Annotated in this window: 18 protein-coding genes; 3 read left to right on the top strand and 15 right to left on the bottom strand. The window is 42.8% G+C overall.

Going from position 1 to position 17,957, the window contains the following annotated elements; all coding sequences use genetic code 11:
* Positions 1 to 80 precede the first annotated feature (80 nt).
* The 6 genes from IGI86_RS07780 to IGI86_RS07755 form a co-directional block, all read right to left on the bottom strand.
* Positions 81 to 467: a RidA family protein gene (locus tag IGI86_RS07780; protein WP_430617888.1), complete on the bottom strand. Its 387-nt coding sequence runs from the start codon at positions 465 to 467 to the stop codon at positions 81 to 83.
* The gene (locus IGI86_RS07775; RefSeq protein WP_005226158.1) at positions 464 to 904 is read right to left on the bottom strand and encodes a Fur family transcriptional regulator; all 441 of its coding nucleotides are present in this window, start codon (positions 902 to 904) and stop codon (positions 464 to 466) included. The genes IGI86_RS07780 and IGI86_RS07775 overlap by 4 nt, the downstream gene beginning before the upstream one ends.
* 167 nt (positions 905 to 1,071) lie before the next feature.
* Positions 1,072 to 2,001, bottom strand: coding sequence for a cysteine synthase A (gene cysK / locus IGI86_RS07770; RefSeq protein WP_005236064.1), 930 nt, complete (start codon positions 1,999 to 2,001; stop codon positions 1,072 to 1,074).
* A 200-nt stretch (positions 2,002 to 2,201) separates the two neighbouring features.
* A complete protein-coding gene (locus tag IGI86_RS07765) occupies positions 2,202 to 3,071 on the bottom strand; it encodes a glucosaminidase domain-containing protein (RefSeq protein WP_016611726.1) in 870 nt (289 codons plus the stop codon).
* Positions 3,072 to 3,443: 372 nt separating this feature from the next.
* Complete coding sequence (gene tkt, locus IGI86_RS07760; protein ID WP_429967772.1) at positions 3,444 to 5,441, bottom strand: transketolase; 1,998 nt, start codon at positions 5,439 to 5,441, stop codon at positions 3,444 to 3,446.
* A 100-nt stretch (positions 5,442 to 5,541) separates the two neighbouring features.
* Positions 5,542 to 5,781, bottom strand: coding sequence for a DUF896 family protein (locus tag IGI86_RS07755; RefSeq protein WP_005236078.1), 240 nt, complete (start codon positions 5,779 to 5,781; stop codon positions 5,542 to 5,544).
* Positions 5,782 to 5,917: 136 nt separating this feature from the next.
* On the opposite strand from IGI86_RS07755, the gene lexA reads away from it, so the two are divergent.
* Both lexA and IGI86_RS07745 read left to right on the top strand, forming a co-directional pair.
* On the top strand, positions 5,918 to 6,538 hold the full coding sequence (gene lexA / locus IGI86_RS07750; protein WP_005226165.1) for a transcriptional repressor LexA: 621 nt from the start codon (positions 5,918 to 5,920) through the stop codon (positions 6,536 to 6,538).
* Positions 6,539 to 6,667: 129 nt separating this feature from the next.
* Positions 6,668 to 6,880: a hypothetical protein gene (locus IGI86_RS07745; RefSeq protein ID WP_005236082.1), complete on the top strand. Its 213-nt coding sequence runs from the start codon at positions 6,668 to 6,670 to the stop codon at positions 6,878 to 6,880.
* Between the two features lie 76 nt (positions 6,881 to 6,956).
* On the opposite strand, the gene IGI86_RS07740 is transcribed toward IGI86_RS07745, so the two are convergent.
* From IGI86_RS07740 to obgE, 7 genes are all read right to left on the bottom strand, one after another.
* On the bottom strand, positions 6,957 to 7,469 hold the full coding sequence (locus IGI86_RS07740) for an adenine phosphoribosyltransferase (RefSeq protein WP_005226167.1): 513 nt from the start codon (positions 7,467 to 7,469) through the stop codon (positions 6,957 to 6,959).
* An 11-nt stretch (positions 7,470 to 7,480) separates the two neighbouring features.
* The gene (gene recJ / locus IGI86_RS07735; RefSeq protein ID WP_429967771.1) at positions 7,481 to 9,781 is read right to left on the bottom strand and encodes a single-stranded-DNA-specific exonuclease RecJ; all 2,301 of its coding nucleotides are present in this window, start codon (positions 9,779 to 9,781) and stop codon (positions 7,481 to 7,483) included.
* Positions 9,782 to 9,928: 147 nt separating this feature from the next.
* Complete coding sequence (locus IGI86_RS07730; RefSeq protein WP_005236087.1) at positions 9,929 to 10,366, bottom strand: lipopolysaccharide assembly protein LapA domain-containing protein; 438 nt, start codon at positions 10,364 to 10,366, stop codon at positions 9,929 to 9,931.
* Between the two features lie 12 nt (positions 10,367 to 10,378).
* Positions 10,379 to 11,167 carry an SDR family NAD(P)-dependent oxidoreductase gene (locus IGI86_RS07725; protein ID WP_016612306.1) on the bottom strand — a complete coding sequence of 263 codons (789 nt, stop codon included), beginning with the start codon at positions 11,165 to 11,167 and terminating at the stop codon, positions 10,379 to 10,381.
* A complete protein-coding gene (rnz, locus tag IGI86_RS07720) occupies positions 11,151 to 12,107 on the bottom strand; it encodes a ribonuclease Z (protein WP_042890375.1) in 957 nt (318 codons plus the stop codon). The genes IGI86_RS07725 and rnz overlap by 17 nt, the downstream gene beginning before the upstream one ends.
* Before the next feature lie 72 nt (positions 12,108 to 12,179).
* On the bottom strand, positions 12,180 to 12,755 hold the full coding sequence (locus IGI86_RS07715; protein ID WP_005236092.1) for a DUF456 domain-containing protein: 576 nt from the start codon (positions 12,753 to 12,755) through the stop codon (positions 12,180 to 12,182).
* Positions 12,756 to 12,935: 180 nt separating this feature from the next.
* Entirely contained in the window at positions 12,936 to 14,249 is a 1,314-nt protein-coding gene (obgE, locus tag IGI86_RS07710) for a GTPase ObgE (protein ID WP_042890376.1), read from the bottom strand.
* Positions 14,250 to 14,498: 249 nt separating this feature from the next.
* Here obgE and gap point away from each other — a divergent pair, with 249 nt between their 5' ends.
* Positions 14,499 to 15,509, top strand: a complete 1,011-nt coding sequence (gene gap / locus IGI86_RS07705) for a type I glyceraldehyde-3-phosphate dehydrogenase (RefSeq protein WP_042890377.1) — start codon at positions 14,499 to 14,501, stop codon at positions 15,507 to 15,509.
* 50 nt (positions 15,510 to 15,559) lie between these two features.
* Here gap and IGI86_RS07700 read toward each other — a convergent pair whose 3' ends face one another.
* Together IGI86_RS07700 and IGI86_RS07695 are read right to left on the bottom strand one after the other, a co-directional pair.
* Positions 15,560 to 16,510: an alpha/beta hydrolase gene (locus IGI86_RS07700; RefSeq protein WP_016619950.1), complete on the bottom strand. Its 951-nt coding sequence runs from the start codon at positions 16,508 to 16,510 to the stop codon at positions 15,560 to 15,562.
* A gap of 177 nt (positions 16,511 to 16,687) precedes the next feature.
* Positions 16,688 to 17,779 carry a DUF871 domain-containing protein gene (locus tag IGI86_RS07695; RefSeq protein WP_005236098.1) on the bottom strand — a complete coding sequence of 364 codons (1,092 nt, stop codon included), beginning with the start codon at positions 17,777 to 17,779 and terminating at the stop codon, positions 16,688 to 16,690.
* Positions 17,780 to 17,957 lie beyond the last annotated feature (178 nt).

Genomic DNA, 17,957 nt, shown 5'->3' with positions numbered 1-17,957 from the left:
ACTCTATGATCCTTTGGTCCAGGATCGATCCAATAAAAAGGGGACGACGCAAAGGCGGACGTCCCACGATTCATTCTTGGTTACGCTTTTTCTTTGACTGCTGCGATGATCTCAACTTCAACCAAAACATCTTTTGGCAAGCGGGCAACTTCTACAGCAGAACGTGCAGGTAACTCTTCATTGAACAATGTGCTATAGGTATTATTGAAAGGAACGAAATCATTCATATTTTTTAAAAAACATGTCGTCTTAACGATGTCATCTGGCGTAAGTTCCGCCGCTTCAAGAATCGCGTTGATATTTTTCAATACTTGCTGAGTCTGTACTTCAATCGTCGTACCGACAACTTCCCCCGAAACAGGATCTAATGGAACTTGACCAGAAGCAAACAAAAAGCCGTTTGCGATTTTTGCTTGAACATAAGGACCGATTGCTTGTGGTGCTTGAACTGTAGAAATTATCTTCATTTTGTTTCCTCCTCTTTCACTTGGCATTCGGGACATAGACCATAAACTTCTAGTCGATGGTTATTTATTTGATACCCAGTTAATTTCGAAGCCGCCATTTCGACATCTTCCAATCCTGGATAGTAAAAATCAGCGATCTTTCCACACTTTTGGCAGATAGCATGATAATGAGGCTCCGTTGTAAAATCAAAACGACTGGAGGCATCTCCATAATTCATTTCTTTTACAAAGCCAATTTCTGTGAACAAACGTAAGTTATTGTATACCGTTGCGACACTAATACCAGGAAAATGAACTTCAATCGCTCGATAAATCTCTTCAGCGGTCGGATGGGCATCGTGACTGGCTAAAAACTCTAATATCGCTACTCGCTGCGGTGTAATACGAATATTTTCATGTTTTAATCGTTTGATCGCTTCATCGTAGATCGTACTCACAGGAGTTCCTCCATTTCTCTTATCTCACCTATCATACTATGTAAAACCTAAAAATTCAAACAGCTTTCCTTATTTTTTCAAAGGCAAAACGCTTTTTTCAGCCCGCTTCCGTCCCCTTTTTTCGAGAAAGAAAAGCAGACATTTCAATGCCTGCTTTCTCTCGATTGTTAGTCTTCAAACTGATACAGTGCTGTGGACAAATAACGTTCGCCATTGTCAGGCACGATTGCTAAAACTTTTTTGCCTTTGCCTAGTTCTTTTGCTACCTGTAAAGCAGCTTGGATCGCAGCCCCTGAAGAGATTCCAACTAAAATCCCTTCTTTCATCCCAACTTGCCGTGCAGTTTTCATCGCATCGTCACTGGCAATTGCAATGACTTGATCATAAATTTCGGTATCTAATACTTTAGGGACAAATCCAGTACCGATCCCTTGAATCTTATGCGGTCCTGGCTTACCACCTTCTAAAATCGCAGATTCAGCAGGCTCAACACCAACTATTTTCAAATTAGGATAGACGCGCTTCAGTTCTTTGCCCGCTCCAGTGATCGTTCCACCAGTGCCGATTCCAGCGACAAAAGCATCTAAACCTTTTGATTCAAATGCATCCTCAATTTCTTTTCCTGTCGTTTTTTCATGAATTTCTGGGTTAGCTGGATTTTCAAATTGTAATGGCATATAGTAGCCGTCTTGCTCCGCTAATTCTTTTGCTTTGTTAATGGATCCTGTGATCCCTTCAGACCCAGGCGTCAAAATCAACTCTGCACCATAAGCTTGTACGATTTTCCGTCTTTCGATACTCATCGTTTCTGGCATAACCAACACAACCCGATAGCCTTTTGCCGTACCGATCATGGCTAAACCGATCCCCGTATTTCCTGAGGTTGGCTCGATAATCGTATCGCCGGCTTTCAATAAGCCGCTTTTTTCGGCTTTTTCAATCATGGCTAAAGCAATTCTGTCCTTTACGCTACCCCCAGGATTGAAAAACTCTAATTTCACATACACATCAGCAGAACCTTCTTCTACGATATGATTTAATTTGACGATTGGCGTATGACCAACTAATTCATTGACCGATTGATAGATTTTTGTCATTGAAAATCCCTCCCGTTCTTATTCTTCCATTCTACCTAAAATACCTCGGAGTTGCGAATAAAAAGTAAGCAATTTCAATTTTTTTTTCATATAGTTTTATACTTTGTTCTATTTCCACTGACCAGAGTTTGATTGCCACGCCAAAAAAACCTTAAGATTGGCTGCAATTGTAGTAATCCATCTTAAGGTTTTTAACTTACTTATACGATCAACTCTTGTCCGATAACGATGATCTCACTGGATAATCCATTCGATGCCATCAACGCATCAACGGTTGTGCCAAATCGGTTGGCGATATCCCAAAGCGTATCCCCAGAAGCAACTTGATAGCTCTGTGCTGAAGATGTACTACCTGAATACGTGGTCGTCGTTGTTTCGCTGGTCGTTGTGCTAGTTGTGTTTGTCCAGGCTGTATTTTGTGTCGTTCCTGTATCGAACCGTGTAAGCTGATAGGTTTCGATCAACCAGTTCAGTTTTTGTGCGTAACCTGGATCGGTAGCATAACGTCCCGTCAAGTAATTCGTTGCATCATAAAATGAGGTTGTTTGGCTTTTCCAGACACCACTGTAATGAGCAGTCCCTGTCGCGAAACTTGTACTTCGCAAGACGTTCGCATGATCCTGAAACGATTCCCAATAAGAGTTATATTGACGAAACGGTTCATTCATCTCTACCCACTGACCATTCAAATACTCTTGGGTAGGCATATACACACTTTGTCCGTTGTAACTGCCTTTGACCCCAAATAAATTGTAATAGGGGGCATTGGATAATGCGGAAGAACCATAGCCGCTTTCCAAAATCGCTTGAGCGATCATCACAGAAGCATATAGATCATTGTTGGCAGCAACATCTTGTGCTGACCAGCCAATTTGTTCGATGAACCCTGAGATGTCCTGCGTCGCATATTGATTCTCAGCAGCTTGTACCTGTTGAGGAACGAAAGTGACCGTCATTGGCGCTAACATCATTCCTGCACCCATCAAAGAGACCACCGCCTTTTTACTAGGTCTTTTCATCGTCTTCTTTGGTTGATGATGTCTTTCACTTCTTGTTTGATAACTTCCCATCTTTTTCCTCCAGTAACTGTACGTTTTTTCAAATAAATCAATACAGCTATTATACGGAAAAATGCCTAGCAGTGCAAACAATGTTCACTTCCGACCCGACAAAAGACTTTTAAAAAACTTTCCGGACATCCCTCTCAGTTTGTTAATTACTGAGAAGTTTTTAAAAAAACTATTAGAATGGGGTTGTATTGCTTCTCTCTTACTATTTAAAAGAGTCTATATCTTGTGGTGAAACCATTTTTCAGAAACCTTAGCCACTACTACCTTAAATAAGTCACTCTGGCACTTTCAGAGTGAGCAGTACTCGAAAAAAACACGCTCGAAAATCGAAAAGATTCTCGAACGTGCTAGCTTTGATTGATTGTCGATCAATTAATCGATTGATTTAAAAGTATTCACAACATTTTCAACACTAAAGCCGAATTCTGCTAATACTTTGTCGCCAGGTGCTGATGCACCGAAGTGATCGATCGCGATCACTTTTCCATGGCAACCGGTGTAACGTTCCCAACCAAATGGGGAAGCCGCTTCAATCGCTACCCGTTTCTTCACTGCTTTTGGCAAGACGCTTTCTTTGTATTCTGAACTTTGTGCTTCAAACAAATCAAAGCTTGGTAAGGAGACCACCGATACATCGATGCCTTCTTCTGCCAATTTAGCTTGTGCTTGGACCGCAAGATTCACTTCAGAACCTGTGGCGATCAAAATCCCCGCTGGTGTTTCACCAGCTTGTTTTGAAATCACGTAACCACCTTTTGCGACATTTTCATCCGCACCGGTTTGCGTGCCTTCGATCACTGGTAGATTTTGTCGGCTTAAGACTAAGACCGTTGGTTTATCCGTTGTTGTCATGGCCAGTTTCCAGGCAGCACGGGTTTCATTGCCGTCTGCTGGACGAATCACTTGGACATTTGGCATGCAACGGACGCTGGCTAATTGCTCGATCGGCTCGTGGGTCGGTCCATCTTCCCCAACCGCCACGGAGTCATGCGTCAAGACATAGATCACAGGTGCATGCTGGATCGCAGACAAGCGCACCGCTGGACGCAAGTAATCAACGAAGACGAAGAAGGTTCCGCCATAGATTCGGGTACCGCCATGCAATTGGATTCCGTTCATCGCTGCCGCCATCGCAAATTCTCGGACACCAAACCAAATGTTGCGGCCTTCGTATTGGCCAGGTTCAAAGTCTTTTTCTGCTGCCACCATCGTGTTGTTGGAACCAGAAAGGTCAGCCGATCCACCCCAGAGACTAGGGACGGCTTTGGATAAGGCTTGGATCATCTCTTTGCTAGAAACCCGACTAGCTTGTGAGCTGCCAACTTCGTAGCTTGGTAATGTTGCATCCCAATCTGCTGGCAATTCACCCGCAAAGGCTTGTTTGAATTGCGCCGCAAGTTCTGGGTAGGCTGCTTCATAAGCATGGAAAGTTTCGTTCCAAGCGGCTTCAGCTTTTTGTCCTTCATCGACCATGGTTTCTTTGAAGCGCGCGGCAACTTCTTCAGGTACGGTAAATTCTGGGTATTCCCAACCATAAATCGCTTTAGCTGCAGAAATGCCTTCGGCACCGATCGGCGCACCATGAACGGCAGAGGTGCCTTGATTTGGCGCACCGTATCCGATCACAGTCTTGATTTCGATCAAGGTTGGTTTGTCGCTTTCAGCTTTTGCTTCGTCGATCGCTTTCGAGATCGCTTCTAAATCATTGCCGTCTTCAACGAGAATGTGTTGCCAGCCATACGCCTCAAAACGCGCACCGACATTTTCTGTAAAGGCTTTTGAGGTCGGACCATCTAGGGAAATGTCGTTTGAATCGTACAAGACGATCAGTTTGTCTAATTTCATGTGACCCGCCATGGATGCAGCTTCTTGCGAAACACCTTCCATCAAATCCCCATCGCCACATAAGGCATAGGTATAGTGATCAATGACTTGATACTTGTCGCGATTGTAGGTTGCAGCCAAGTGGGCTTCGGCCATTGCCATACCGACTGCCATGGCGATCCCTTGTCCTAAAGGTCCAGTGGTTGCTTCCACGCCGTCTGTGTGATCGACTTCTGGATGTCCTGGCGTGCGGCTATCCCATTGACGGAAGTTTTTTAGATCCTCAATGGTCACATCGTAACCAGACACATGCAACAAGCTGTACAATAGCGCCGAACCGTGTCCAGCAGACAAAACAAAGCGGTCACGATCCACCCAGTTGCGAGAAGTCGTTGGATTGACTTTCAAGTGTTTGGTCCACAAGGCATAGGCCATGGGTGCTGCCCCCATCGGTAATCCTGGATGTCCTGAATTGGCTTTTTGTACGGCTTCGATACTTAATGTACGAAGGGTGTTCACTCCTAATTGATCGATTTTATCAAACAATGGTAGTTCCTCCTAATTTAGGTTTTTTTTACCTTTATTACATCTTTTATTATACGTGATTCAGATGCTTATTTCAATAGCAATGAAAAGGAATTCACAATTATCTGCCGTGGAGACCTTTTTTCTTTTGAATCTCTTTTAATTTCTCTGGTGTCACATCAGCACCTTCAGGATCAACGATCTTCATTCCTTCGATATGGTGACGCATTCCTCCACGAAAGGCGGTTAAATACTCGTCACGTAGAACTTTTTGTTCGTTCGTTTCTGCCTCAGTCAAACCCTCTGTTTTTTTCTTGTTGGCAAGTTCATTGATTCGAGCTAATTTTTCTTGAGATAGCATATTCGTTCCTCCTTTTCCCTCTTGATTTTACTACAAACTAGCGAATAAAAACAATAGTGTAAAAAGCGAACATTTGTTTGAATATTCGATATACCTATGGTACACTAATGTTATCAAATGAAAGAAGGTGTCAGTTTTGGCAAAACGAACAGAAAATCGACAAATCGAAATTCTTAAGTTCATTCATACCCGTGTCACTGAAAAAGGCTATCCGCCGACTGTTCGCGAAATTGGCGAAGCCGTTCAGTTATCTTCTACCTCAACTGTTCATGGCCATTTGTCCCGACTTGAAAAAAAGGGGTTGATCTTGCGAGATCCTACAAAACCCAGAGCCATTGAATTAACTGCTTCCGGTCTTGAAAAAATCGATGTTCAGCCAGCATCCATTCCGATGCTTGGTGTCGTAACTGCGGGAGAACCGATTTTAGCAGTGGAAGATGCATCCGATTTCTTTCCGATTCCGCCAGATTTAGCAAATAGTACCGGTAGTTTGTTTATGTTGACGATCCGAGGAGAAAGTATGATCAATGCTGGCATCCTTGACGGCGATCAAGTGATCGTTCGCAAACAACAAAGTGCGCAAAATGGTGATATTGTGATCGCTATGACAGATGAAGATGAAGCTACTTGCAAACGATTCTATAAAGAAAAGAATTACATTCGTTTACAACCGGAAAATGATTACTTAGAACCAATCATTTTGCCTGACGTAACGATTTTAGGATTGGTTGTTGGGTTGTATCGACATCTGCTTTGATGCTCAACGAGCTGACTAGGAAATCTTCGTTTTTACGAAGATTTTTTTTCTTTCCTCTTTACAAACCGAACAAACATTCGTATAATAAGTATACAAACATAAGTTCGTATTATTTAAGGAGTGAATGAGATGAAAGCAGTTCGTCGATTTGGTTTTATGTTATGGGTTTTATTGATGGGTATTGTTATTGGCTATTTTGGCGTTCTAAGTGCTGTTCTGATTTTTTGTCCTCTAATGATGCTTTGGTTCATGCTATGGGATGAAAAGAAATTCCGCCAAGCAGAGCGCAAACGTAACCGCCATTATTATCACGATCATGATTTTTATCGTTACGAACCATGATCCTTCCCCTACATACGCCATAAGGCAGAAGAAACAAAAAAGGACTCCTGCGAGTCCTTTTTTTGTTTCTTCTTTTTTAGTATTCCATTAACGTCTTGATTTCAACACCTTGGATTTTATCTCTTCCATGTAAATCCATTAGTTCGATCAAAAAGGCACAGCCCACAACGATACCGCCTAGTTTTTCTACGAGTTCAATCGTTGCTTTGATCGTTCCACCAGTTGCTAGTAGATCGTCACAGATCAAGACACGTTGTCCTGGTTTGATAGCATCGGCATGCAACGTCAAAACATCCACGCCATACTCTTTTTCATACTCTGCTTCAATGGTTTCCCGTGGCAATTTGCCTTTTTTACGTACTGGGGCAAAGCCGACACCTAACTGGTACGCAACTGGACAACCAACGATAAATCCGCGGGCTTCTGGTCCTACCACCATATCGATGCCTTTTTCTTGTGCATACTCAACGATCTGCTGTGTCGCATAACGATACGCTTCTCCATCAGCCATTAGCGGCGAGATGTCCCGAAAAATAATTCCCTCTTGGGGATAATCCGGAATACTAGCAATATACTCTTTTAAATCCATTTTTTTTCCTCCTAGACTGTCAACCACTGACGTAGGGTTGATAAATCACTCATTAATAAAAATTCTTCTGTTTTGATCATTTTTTGTCGTTGCTGATACAAATGACTCTCTGTCAGCGGACGAGAAACAGGATCAGCCGTTTTATTCAAAACACCATCTTGTATTGTAACAAATTCCAGCTCAGAAAACACCTGAATCATAAAAATAAGTAATTTTTCTGGAATTTTTAGATAGTTAGCGACCATCTTTAATTTGTAGCGAATATCCAAACGAGGCTGCTGCTTGATCAATTGAAAAAGCCGACCATATTGCTCTCTGGTGCCTCCCCCGTCTAAATAGGCATCTTCCGTCGAGTAAAACACAAACGCAATTCTTGAAGCATGAAGCGCTTGAACGACCTCTTTGATCACAGCAGAATCAGCAGGACAATCTAAAAACGCGATCTCTTGGAACGGACCAGCACAAAATGTATCTTTCACAGCAGCCACCGAGTCGAATAAGATCGTTTGTCCACAAAATCCTTGCAGCTCTCGAGGCAGTTTCTTATTGAAAACGACCCCTAATGTTTCATTTCCCAGAGAGACACCTTGCCGACTCCTTTTCGAACGATAATCAAACAACTGCAGCCCTTCCACTGCAAAGTCATCCAACATCAGCTGCGGTTTTTTGTTGCCATTCCATTCATTGATTGAAAGCTGACCGACGATCGATAGTCGATCATTTTCAAACTCTACTGAGTCTTTTCCAAAACCAAAGCCAATCACATCTAGCTGTAGATTGGACTCATCTGTCATCACTAACTTCAAGTGCTGGTTTTCGGTACCAATCTGGCGGGCATTTTGAGTCGATAAATTGGAAAACAGAAATTTCGGTAACGGATTGTCCGTTCCGAAAGGCGCTAAAACGTTTAAAGACTCAATAAAGTTGATCGATACTTCCGCCAATGGCAGTTCCTCATCGATCGCTAAGGGGATTCCCTGACTAAGATCAATTCCATTTTCTTCCACATAGCGATTCATCTGAGCTTGTAGCATGTCCAAATGATCAATCGGGATACTTAAGCCAACCGCCGCATGATGACCACCAAAACTGGTAAACATGTCTTTCATCGTAGCCAACATTTCAAATAGATTCAACGCAGCGACACTTCTACCTGACCCTTTTGCTAACCCATTTTCTTTTTTGGTCAAAACAATCACGGGCTGTCCGGTACTTTGCATGATACGTCCAGCTACGATTCCTAAAACCCCTTCGTGCCAGTTATCACCTACGACCAGATGAACATGATTGGCAGGGTCGATTTTTTCTTGCGCTTCTTTCATGATTTCTTCAACGAAAGTTTTTCGCTGCTGATTGATCGTATCTAATGTCTTGGCTAAGGTTACTGCTTCTTCTTCATCAAATGTGGTTAACAAACGAACAGCAGGATTAGGATCTTCCAACCGACCAATTGCATTGAGGCGGGGGCCAACAGCAAAACCAATATCGGTTTCGTTGACTGTTCGTTTTTTCAATCCACTGACCGTCAACAACTCATTCAAACCAAGCCGATCAGTTTGTTGGATCATTTTCAGGCCATTGCTGACTAGTAGTCGATTCTCATCTGTCAAAGAAACCATATCAGCAATCGTCCCAATTGCAACAAGGTCCAGCAGTTCGACGGGCACTTCTTCTAATAGGGCACAAGCCACTTTAAATGCGACTCCGACTCCCGCTAAATCACCAAACGGATAGTTTCCTTCAGGGTGACGGGGATGAACGATGGCAAAGGCTTCTGGGAGTTCTGCAGGAAGTTCATGGTGATCCGTCACGATCACATCGACCCCTTGCCCTTGAGCATAAGCAATTGCCTCATGTCCAGATACCCCATTATCAACGGTGATGATCAATTGCGTCCCTGCCGCAATTTTATCTTGATAGACAGTTATGTTGGGACCATACCCATCTGAAAAGCGATTGGGCAGATAATATTCAGCTTCAGCCCCTAGCAACTCCAGTGTTTCTTTTAATACGGTGGTGCTCGTAATCCCATCTGCGTCATAGTCGCCATAAATCAAGATCCGCTCACCATTTAAAATGGCTTCATGGATCCGTTCCACGGCCTTATCCATATCATGAAAGAGAAACGGATCATGAAGGTATTGCAGATCCGTTGATAAAAAAGCGTCTAGCGCTTCTGCTGTTCGAATATTTCTTTGCCATAGCAACGCGCCGATGCGCTCAGGAATCTTTCTTGCTTGGATCAATTCTTTAAATACAGGGGTAGCTTCGCTATCTTGCGGTAGCACCCAATGAAAATTTGCACGTTTCACCAAATCACTCCTAACTAGGTTATTATAGCAAAGTTTATGTAAAAAGGAAAAACAACGAAAGAAACAATTTATTTTTTCATGTCACAAAAAAGAGCTTGCAGCGAACGATGCGCCGGCAAACTCTTTTCTTAATTGCTCTCATGTATTCTAGGCTTGCGATTCAAAAGACTTCATTTCTTCATCAATCGTTGGCGGCGTTGAGGCGCCTGCAGCACGTGACGAAAGTTGCGCTTCTTGATCGTCGAGTTGTTGCTGCCTAGCTGCTAACTCCGCCTGCTTGTTGATATATTCTCGTTCCAAGGCTTCTCGTTCATCTTGCAGAACTTTCTCGTTATTCGTGCGATAATCCGAGAGCTCTTTTCTCAATTGTTTTAGTTCTTTTTTTTGACGGAACATTGCACTTGTGGAAACCAGCAACAAAATCAATGCGCCTAACAAAGCAGAACCAATAATGACTAAGATCAGTGGCGATTGAATCGTTGTGAAGCCAAAATTGATCGGAACAGTCATATTGTTTGCAACCGCAAATAAAACGATCACTAAAATCAGTAAAATACCAACGATAACACGCCATTGATTTTTCATGGGTTTCAACTCCTATTTTTTGTTGAACATCGTTCCTGCCATATAATCCCCGATTGCAGGAAACAGTGTATACAGTTTTGCTGCCGCCCCTAAAATATGTGGGCGATTGATTTCTCGTTTTGGATGAATCATGGCTTTGACGATCGTTTGTGCCAATTTGTTTGGTTCAAGGACAAGGCTGCCCACCGATGATAAGTAACTACCGCTAGGATCTGCTTGGTCAAAGAATGCCGTTTCGATCGGCCCTGGGTTGACCGTTGTTACGTTGATCCCCAGTGGTTTTAGTTCTAAACGTAAGGCGTTAGAAAAACCAAGTACAGCAAATTTCGTTGCAGAGTAAACTGCGGTCTTCGGCGTAGCGATCTTACCCGCAATTGAAGCAACGTTTATGATATGACCATGCTTTTGTTCAGCCATTTGAATCGCAACTTGCTGAGTCAAAACCATCATCCCAAGTACATTGACTTCAAACATATTACGGATGACCGCAGGATCCATCTCTGTAAACTCTTGAAAGATCCCGTAGCCAGCATTATTGACAAAGACATCGATCTTTCCGACTTTCTCACTGATTTTTTCTAATAAGCGCTCCACGCTTTCAGGATTTGCTACGTCCAATTGAAACGCATACGCTTCTTTGCCGCTTAATTCCATACATTGTTCTTTGACTTTTCCGATCAAATTCGTCCTCCGGGCACAAGTCACGACGATCGCACCACGTTTTGCGGCTTCATAACAGATTTGTTCTCCAAGTCCGGCAGAACCACCTGTTACAACGACAACTTTATTCTCCAAGTTCATCTGATTCTTCCTCTCCGGCAAAAGGGATCTCGACAACATCAAAATCTTTGACGATCAACGTATTCGGAAATACTTCTTTTGCTTCATTTACTAAATTTGTAATATCTTTGCCAACATAGCGCGCGCTGATATGGGTCAATAGCAAACGCTTGGCGTGAGCTTCTTGGGCAACTTCAGCAGCTTGTCGCGTCGTCGAATGAAAATAAGCGCGAGCCAACTTGGCTTCTTCTTTGTTGAAGGTACTTTCATGTACCAAAACATCCGCATCTTTCGCTAAAAGCACGGCGTTTTGACATTTACGGGTGTCACCTAATATTGTCACGATCCGTCCTTTTTTGGCTTGACCTAAAAAATCAGCTCCATTGATTTGACGACCATCATCGAGGGTAACTACTTCACCTTTTTTCAAACGTCCGAAGACAGGACCAGGTTTCAGCCCAAGTTCAAGCAATGCTTTCACTTGCAACTCCCCTTGATGGCTTGCTTCGACAATACGATAGCCAAAACTATCAATCCCGTGATCAAGGCGCAGACAAGATACTTCAAATTGCTGATCTTTAAAAAGAATCCCTTCTTCTTCAATCTCAAAAAAATGCAATGGATAGCTGACTTTCGTCTGAGAAATCCGCAAAACGGTTTGAATGTATGTTTTGATCCCCTTGGGTCCATAAATCTCTAGAGGTGTGTCTCCGCCTTGAAAGGAGCGGCTGCTGATCAATCCTGGCAATCCATAAATATGATCACCATGAAGATGGGTAATAAAGATTTTTTCAATCTTTCTCGGTCTAATCGTAGAATGCAAGATCTGCATTTGTGTCCCTTCGCCACAATCAAAAAGCCAAACGGCATTGCGTTCATCTAATAATCGTAACGCAGTGCTGGTCACGTTTCGATGTTTCGCAGGCACTCCAGCACCTGTTCCTAAAAATTCTAATTCCATAAGCTTCTTTCCTTTCATCTCTTTCCAATTTTAGCGGAAAAGAAATCAAGTTGCAATTGAAGCTTGCGGTTTTTATTTCTCGGATTGGCTATCGGATTCATCGTTATGGGAATTTTTCCAATCCTCTTGAACACGTGCCTTGGTGGATTCTTCGACTTTTTTGGCCGTCTCGATCTCTGCCTCGACATCATCGTAGTCAAAACGAGTGATGTCACCGCCTAATTCATTCATGATCAGTTGGTTCAAAGGACGATTGTCCTCTTCATCGGCAATCAATAATAACCCCGTATCGCCTACACCAATTTGGTTTCCGACGTGTTCGAAGAGCATTTGCGCATTTTGGATCTCTTTTGCGTCACGAGTAGCACCGATCATACTACCGCCAAACCAGCCCAGCATGATTCCCAAAGGCCCACCTAACACACCAACGAGCATCCCGATCAAACCACCAGTTGATGTCTTATTGTTTCCAGTAAAATCAAGAAAATCCTCGACTTTAAATTGATGCACGCCTTCATTAGTGTGGGTAAGAACCGCCATTTGCTCTCCTTTGATCTTTCGTTCCATATGCATCCGTTTCACTTCAGAAAAGGCTTGATACGCTTTGGCACTAGCATCAAAGTTCATTACAATGACTCGTTTTGACATAAAAATCGCTCCCTTTGGTTTATTTGTTCTTTTCTTTATTTTAACAGTAAATCATTTAAATGAAAAAAGAAACCAAAAAGACTGCTGATCATTGATTTCTTAGAGAAAATCAATGATCGGCAGTCAAAACCAATTCAACTATGAAGGATTTTTTTAAAAAAATGATGTTCTTTTAAACGCTTATTCGACAAACTCAAATTCAAAATTACCGATACGCACAATATCACCGTCTTTGGCACCTCTCGCACGCAATGCTTCATCGACACCCAATCCACGTAATTGACGAGCAAAACGCATCACAGTCTCATCGTGATCAAAGTTCGTCATTTGGAATAGTTTTTCGATTTTCTCACCGCTCAAGATCCAAGTTGCATCAGGATCGCGATCGATTGCAAACTCCGGTTCATCCGATTGGAAGCCGTAATGAACCACATCTTCTTCGATTTCTTCATCGTACAAGAGGAACTCAGGAGTGACTTCCAATAGATCCGCTGTCGCATTCAGCAAGGCATCGATTCCCTTACGAGTGACACCAGAGATTGGGAAAATCATTGGTTCATCCGCGAACTCATCCGTTTTTTCTTTTGCCAGCTGCTCTTTGAAAAGGGCTAGGTTTTCTTCAGCATCCGGCATATCCATCTTATTGGCAACGATGATCTGTGGGCGCTCTAGTAAGCGCAAGTTATGGGTCGACAATTCATTGTTGATGGATAAATAGTCTTCATATGGATCGCGCCCTTCCATGCCGCTCATATCGATCACATGTAAAATGACCCGCGTCCGTTCGATATGACGTAAAAACTGAGTCCCTAAACCAACACCTTGCGAAGCACCTTCGATCAAGCCAGGCAGATCGGCTACTGCAAAACTACGACCATCAGTGGTCGTTACCATGCCTAAATTTGGCACCAGTGTTGTAAAATGATACGCGCCGATTTTTGGACGAGCAGACGAAATCACAGAGAGTAATGTTGACTTCCCAACTGAAGGGAAACCAACTAAACCAACATCTGCTAAGACTTTTAGTTCGAGCTCGATCTTTCTTTCTTGACCGGGTTCTCCGTTCTCTGCTAATTCTGGGGCTGGATTTTTTGGAGAAGCAAACCGAATGTTCCCACGGCCGCCCCGCCCGCCTTTTGCGATTACTAATGTTTGACCTTGCTCAATCAAATCACCTAATAAGGCACCTGTTTCAGCATCACGAACGGTGGTGCCTTGGGGTACTTTGATGTAAGTATCATCTGAGCCACGGCCGTGCATTCCTTTACTCATGCCATTTTCCCCGGGTTGCGCTTTAAAATGACGATTAAAGCGAAAATCCATTAATGTACGCAAACCTTCGTCTACGACTAAAATGACATCACCGCCACGTCCCCCGTCCCCACCTGCGGGTCCGCCGTCTGGGACATATTTCTCTCGGCGAAAAGCAACCATTCCGTCGCCGCCTTTTCCTGCTTTGACATCGATTGTCACTTGATCTAAAAACATGGACATTATTTGTCCTCCATTCTTTTTTTACTACCTTCTATACTTTTTGATTATCAGTTATCTCACTTTAAGTGGTTACTATTTCTCTAATAAGAAAGTCTATTTTATTGTAACGACCGAAACGCCTTTTGTCTATCTTTTCTCATGGGTTTCCGTAAGAAATCGCGAATTCTTAAGGGTTATTCTTTGACAGTCACAGGAAATCGTAGCAAACTTTTAAGTGTACCAGTACACAATCAAAGGAGGAAACAAGAAATGACAGTAAAAGTTGGAATCAATGGTTTTGGACGAATTGGACGTTTAGCTTTTCGTAGGATCAGAGAAGTTTCTGCCGATATTGAAGTTGTGGCAATCAATGATTTGACGAGTCCAGTCATGTTAGCACACTTATTGCAATTTGACTCGACCCACGGCACGTACCCTGGAACTGTTACTGCAACGGATAATGCTATCGTTGTCGATGGCAAAGAGACCCGAGTGTACGCTGAACCAGACGCAAGCAAAATCCCCTGGGCAAAAGAAAATGGCGTCGATATCGTATTAGAATGTACGGGTTTTTACACTTCCGCAGAAAAAGCCCAGGCCCATCTTGATGCAGGTGTCAAACGAGTCGTTATCTCCGCACCAGCTGGTAATATGAAAACGATCGTTTACAATGTCAACTCAGACACGTTAACACCGGATGATACTATCATATCCGCAGGTTCTTGTACGACCAACTGCTTAGCTCCAATGGCCTACTTTTTAAATGAGGAATTCGGGATCGAAGTTGGTACGATGACGACGGTTCATGCGTATACTTCTACTCAAATGCTATTGGATGGTCCTGTAAAAGGCGGAAACTTAAGAGCCGCTCGTTCCGCTGCTGACAACACGATCCCTCACTCAACGGGTGCCGCCAAAGCGATCGGTCTAGTTATCCCAGAATTAAATGGCAAATTACAAGGCCACGCCCAACGGGTTCCGGTCGTCGATGGTTCTTTAACAGAATTAGTCTCAATTTTGAAAACCAAAGTAACCGCCGATGAAGTCAATGAAGCGATCAGAAAACACACCGTCGATAATCCGTCATTCGGTTACGATGACCGTGAAATCGTCTCTGGAGATGTGATTGGTACCACTCAAGGGTCTATCTTTGATCCGACACAAACAGAAGTAACCACTGCTGGCGATTTCCAACTGGTGAAAACCGTCGCTTGGTATGATAATGAATACGGCTTTACTTGCCAAATGATTCGCTTGCTAGAAGAATTTGCTCGTTTATAAGCTAAAGGTCAAGCAAAAAGTGCCGGTTCTTTTTTAGAACCGGCACTTTTTTATTCACTTGCTGGATGATCGTATTTGTCCAAAAAAGCTGCAATTTTTTCTTTATAAAGGTCTGGATCTGTTTTGTAGCTTTTCGCATGCTCGGCACCTGAAACAACCCACTTTTCTTTTGGTGCATCGGTCGCGTTATACAAAATATCCAGCATCGAATAAGGAACAAACGTATCCGCATCGCCATGGATAAAAAAGATCGGACGCGTATTCTTTTGCAGTTGTTTGACTGCATCTGCTTCACCGAAGAAATACCCCGCTCGGATTTTTGTGACAAGACTAGTGACATTCATCAATGGAAAGGCCGGTAGACCAAACAATTGATCGAGTTGATAACCCAATTCTTCATTGACGTTGGTATACCCACAATCTTCAATAATAGAAGTGACATTTTTCGGTAAGTCTTCCCCACTGGTCATCATTACCGTGGCAGCCCCCATACTGATGCCATACAAAGTGATCGTTTCTTCAGAACCATTTTTTGCGAGTACCTCATCGATCCATTGCAAATAATCCTTACGTTCGTGCCACCCAAAACCAATATAATCTCCTTCGCTTTGACCATGCCCTCGAGCGTCTGGAACCAAGACATTATAGCCTAAATCATGATACATCTTAGCGTAGTCCGCCATCGTTTCTGCGTTCCCCATATAGCCATGCGCGATGATCGCCGTTTTCCCACGATTCTTCTCCTCCGCCGGTAGATAAATGGCGGATAATTTTAAATCATCTTCAGAAGTTAGCTGCCACATCTCACGATTTGCTGGATCTGTAAACCAATTTTGCGATTCATTTCCCGTCTGATTTTCATCCGTACCAGGGGTATCTCCTTCCAAGAAATCTTTTTCTGAAGGAACCACCGCATAATCATAAAAATAGTTTCCTGCATACCCTAACCCCGCAATTGCTAATACAGCCACTCCGATGGCAATCTTCCAGCGCAATTTCACACTTGTCACGTCCTCTTGTTATATAGTTTACATAATATTATTATGGTTTCGTCATTCCTCAAGGAAAGAACCCACTACATAAATTACCGTTTTTTGCTCATGTTTGTCAATCGCAAGCGCCCAAAAAGAAAACCATTGCCAACAATCTTTGTTGGCAATGGCTGATTTTCGTGGTAATTAGTTATTTTCGACCAATTTAAAACTTGACCAAGGTTTCAAAAATTCTAATAAGAATAGTTCCTCATCAGCGATCTTACCAACGACATTGACTCGACCATCATTTTTCATTGCTTTCAAGGCGATTTGCGTCTCCCCTTTGTATTGTCCATAGCCAGCATTATCGATCAAGACATCCCCTCTTACCATATCACGGGTATCATGAGGTGGAAATTCCTTGTCTTTATAATAGATCCGCGTCATCGTTGAACGCAAGATGTATTCCGAACGATCTCCTCGATAGCTGTGCAGATTATCGAAGAGACAAATTCGTTCATCTTCAGTGATTCCGTCAACGACATCGACTCTTAATGTCGGATAATCCGCGTGAAACGCTTCAGCCATTGCTGCCAATTCTGCTTCTGAAGCATAGGCATTTCCAACAGAGATATCATCGATCAAACCAGTCAACACTAAATGTTTGACTTGCGTAGCTAGTGGCAGATCACGATGATCTTCCAAAGAGCATAAACCATCTTGTGTTGGCCATGGACCGAAATCAGCTTCGTGAGAATTCACGAAAGCCATCGTATTTAAATTGTATTTGCGGAATTTTTCCGAACAAAAAACGAAATGGTCGTAGCCCAACCCTGAATAGCGATGAGGATAGAAGTTATGCGAGCCGAGTAAATTTTCAGTATTAGGCGAATAACTCATGATGTTATCCACGTAGCTCGTACCACTGCTCATATTGATTTCGATTTTAATCCCGTAAGGATTACGCGTCATTTTGGCTTCTTCTGAACCAGTAAAACCAATATCTAACCGAACACCGTAAGCCCCCATCTCATCAAAGAAGGATAAATCATCATAAGAAATACCTAGCTGTTCGAATAAACCAGGATTGATATCTACCATGACTTCCATTCCTAACTGATTGGCATAATCCACGACTTGTTTAAAGTCTGCCAAGACTTTTTCTTTGTCATCGTTGATTTGTAGCAAACTGGTAAATACCCGTTTAAAGCCGTATTTGTGTGCCAAGTCTAAATACGCTTTGTCCTTTTCAAACGTTGAGCGCTCTGGATAAATCGATATCCCTAATTTTCCCATCAAAAAAACCTCCTGTAAATTCTATCCGTTTATTATAATGAATCCTCTTTCATTATAACAAACATCTAAAAAGTGGTCTACACCTTTCCGCCTGTTTCTTTCTCATTCCATAAAATCTGCGCTTTCTTCTATGTCTCTTTTTTGTTATGATTATCATTAAGAAAACTGGAAGGAATGA

Origin of the sequence: Enterococcus sp. AZ188 (assembly GCF_050544075.1) — a bacterium.
Taxonomy (GTDB): domain Bacteria; phylum Bacillota; class Bacilli; order Lactobacillales; family Enterococcaceae; genus Enterococcus_D; species Enterococcus_D entomosocium.
The sequence above is the reverse complement of the archived record's forward strand: the minus strand, read 5'-3'. Positions and strand labels throughout refer to the sequence as shown.

Excerpts from the sequence above, each read along its gene's own strand:
- IGI86_RS07780 (WP_430617888.1), bottom strand. The coding sequence starts at position 467 with ATGAAGATAATTTCTACAGTTCAAGCACCACAAGCAATCGGTCCTTAT.
- cysK (WP_005236064.1), bottom strand. The coding sequence starts at position 2,001 with ATGACAAAAATCTATCAATCGGTCAATGAATTAGTTGGTCATACGCCA.
- IGI86_RS07765 (WP_016611726.1), bottom strand. The coding sequence starts at position 3,071 with ATGGGAAGTTATCAAACAAGAAGTGAAAGACATCATCAACCAAAGAAG.
- IGI86_RS07755 (WP_005236078.1), bottom strand. The coding sequence starts at position 5,781 with ATGCTATCTCAAGAAAAATTAGCTCGAATCAATGAACTTGCCAACAAG.
- IGI86_RS07745 (WP_005236082.1), top strand. The coding sequence starts at position 6,668 with ATGAAAGCAGTTCGTCGATTTGGTTTTATGTTATGGGTTTTATTGATG.
- IGI86_RS07740 (WP_005226167.1), bottom strand. The coding sequence starts at position 7,469 with ATGGATTTAAAAGAGTATATTGCTAGTATTCCGGATTATCCCCAAGAG.
- IGI86_RS07730 (WP_005236087.1), bottom strand. The coding sequence starts at position 10,366 with ATGAAAAATCAATGGCGTGTTATCGTTGGTATTTTACTGATTTTAGTG.
- IGI86_RS07725 (WP_016612306.1), bottom strand. The coding sequence starts at position 11,167 with ATGAACTTGGAGAATAAAGTTGTCGTTGTAACAGGTGGTTCTGCCGGA.
- rnz (WP_042890375.1), bottom strand. The coding sequence starts at position 12,107 with ATGGAATTAGAATTTTTAGGAACAGGTGCTGGAGTGCCTGCGAAACAT.
- IGI86_RS07715 (WP_005236092.1), bottom strand. The coding sequence starts at position 12,755 with ATGTCAAAACGAGTCATTGTAATGAACTTTGATGCTAGTGCCAAAGCG.
- obgE (WP_042890376.1), bottom strand. The coding sequence starts at position 14,249 with ATGTCCATGTTTTTAGATCAAGTGACAATCGATGTCAAAGCAGGAAAA.
- gap (WP_042890377.1), top strand. The coding sequence starts at position 14,499 with ATGACAGTAAAAGTTGGAATCAATGGTTTTGGACGAATTGGACGTTTA.
- IGI86_RS07695 (WP_005236098.1), bottom strand. The coding sequence starts at position 17,779 with ATGGGAAAATTAGGGATATCGATTTATCCAGAGCGCTCAACGTTTGAA.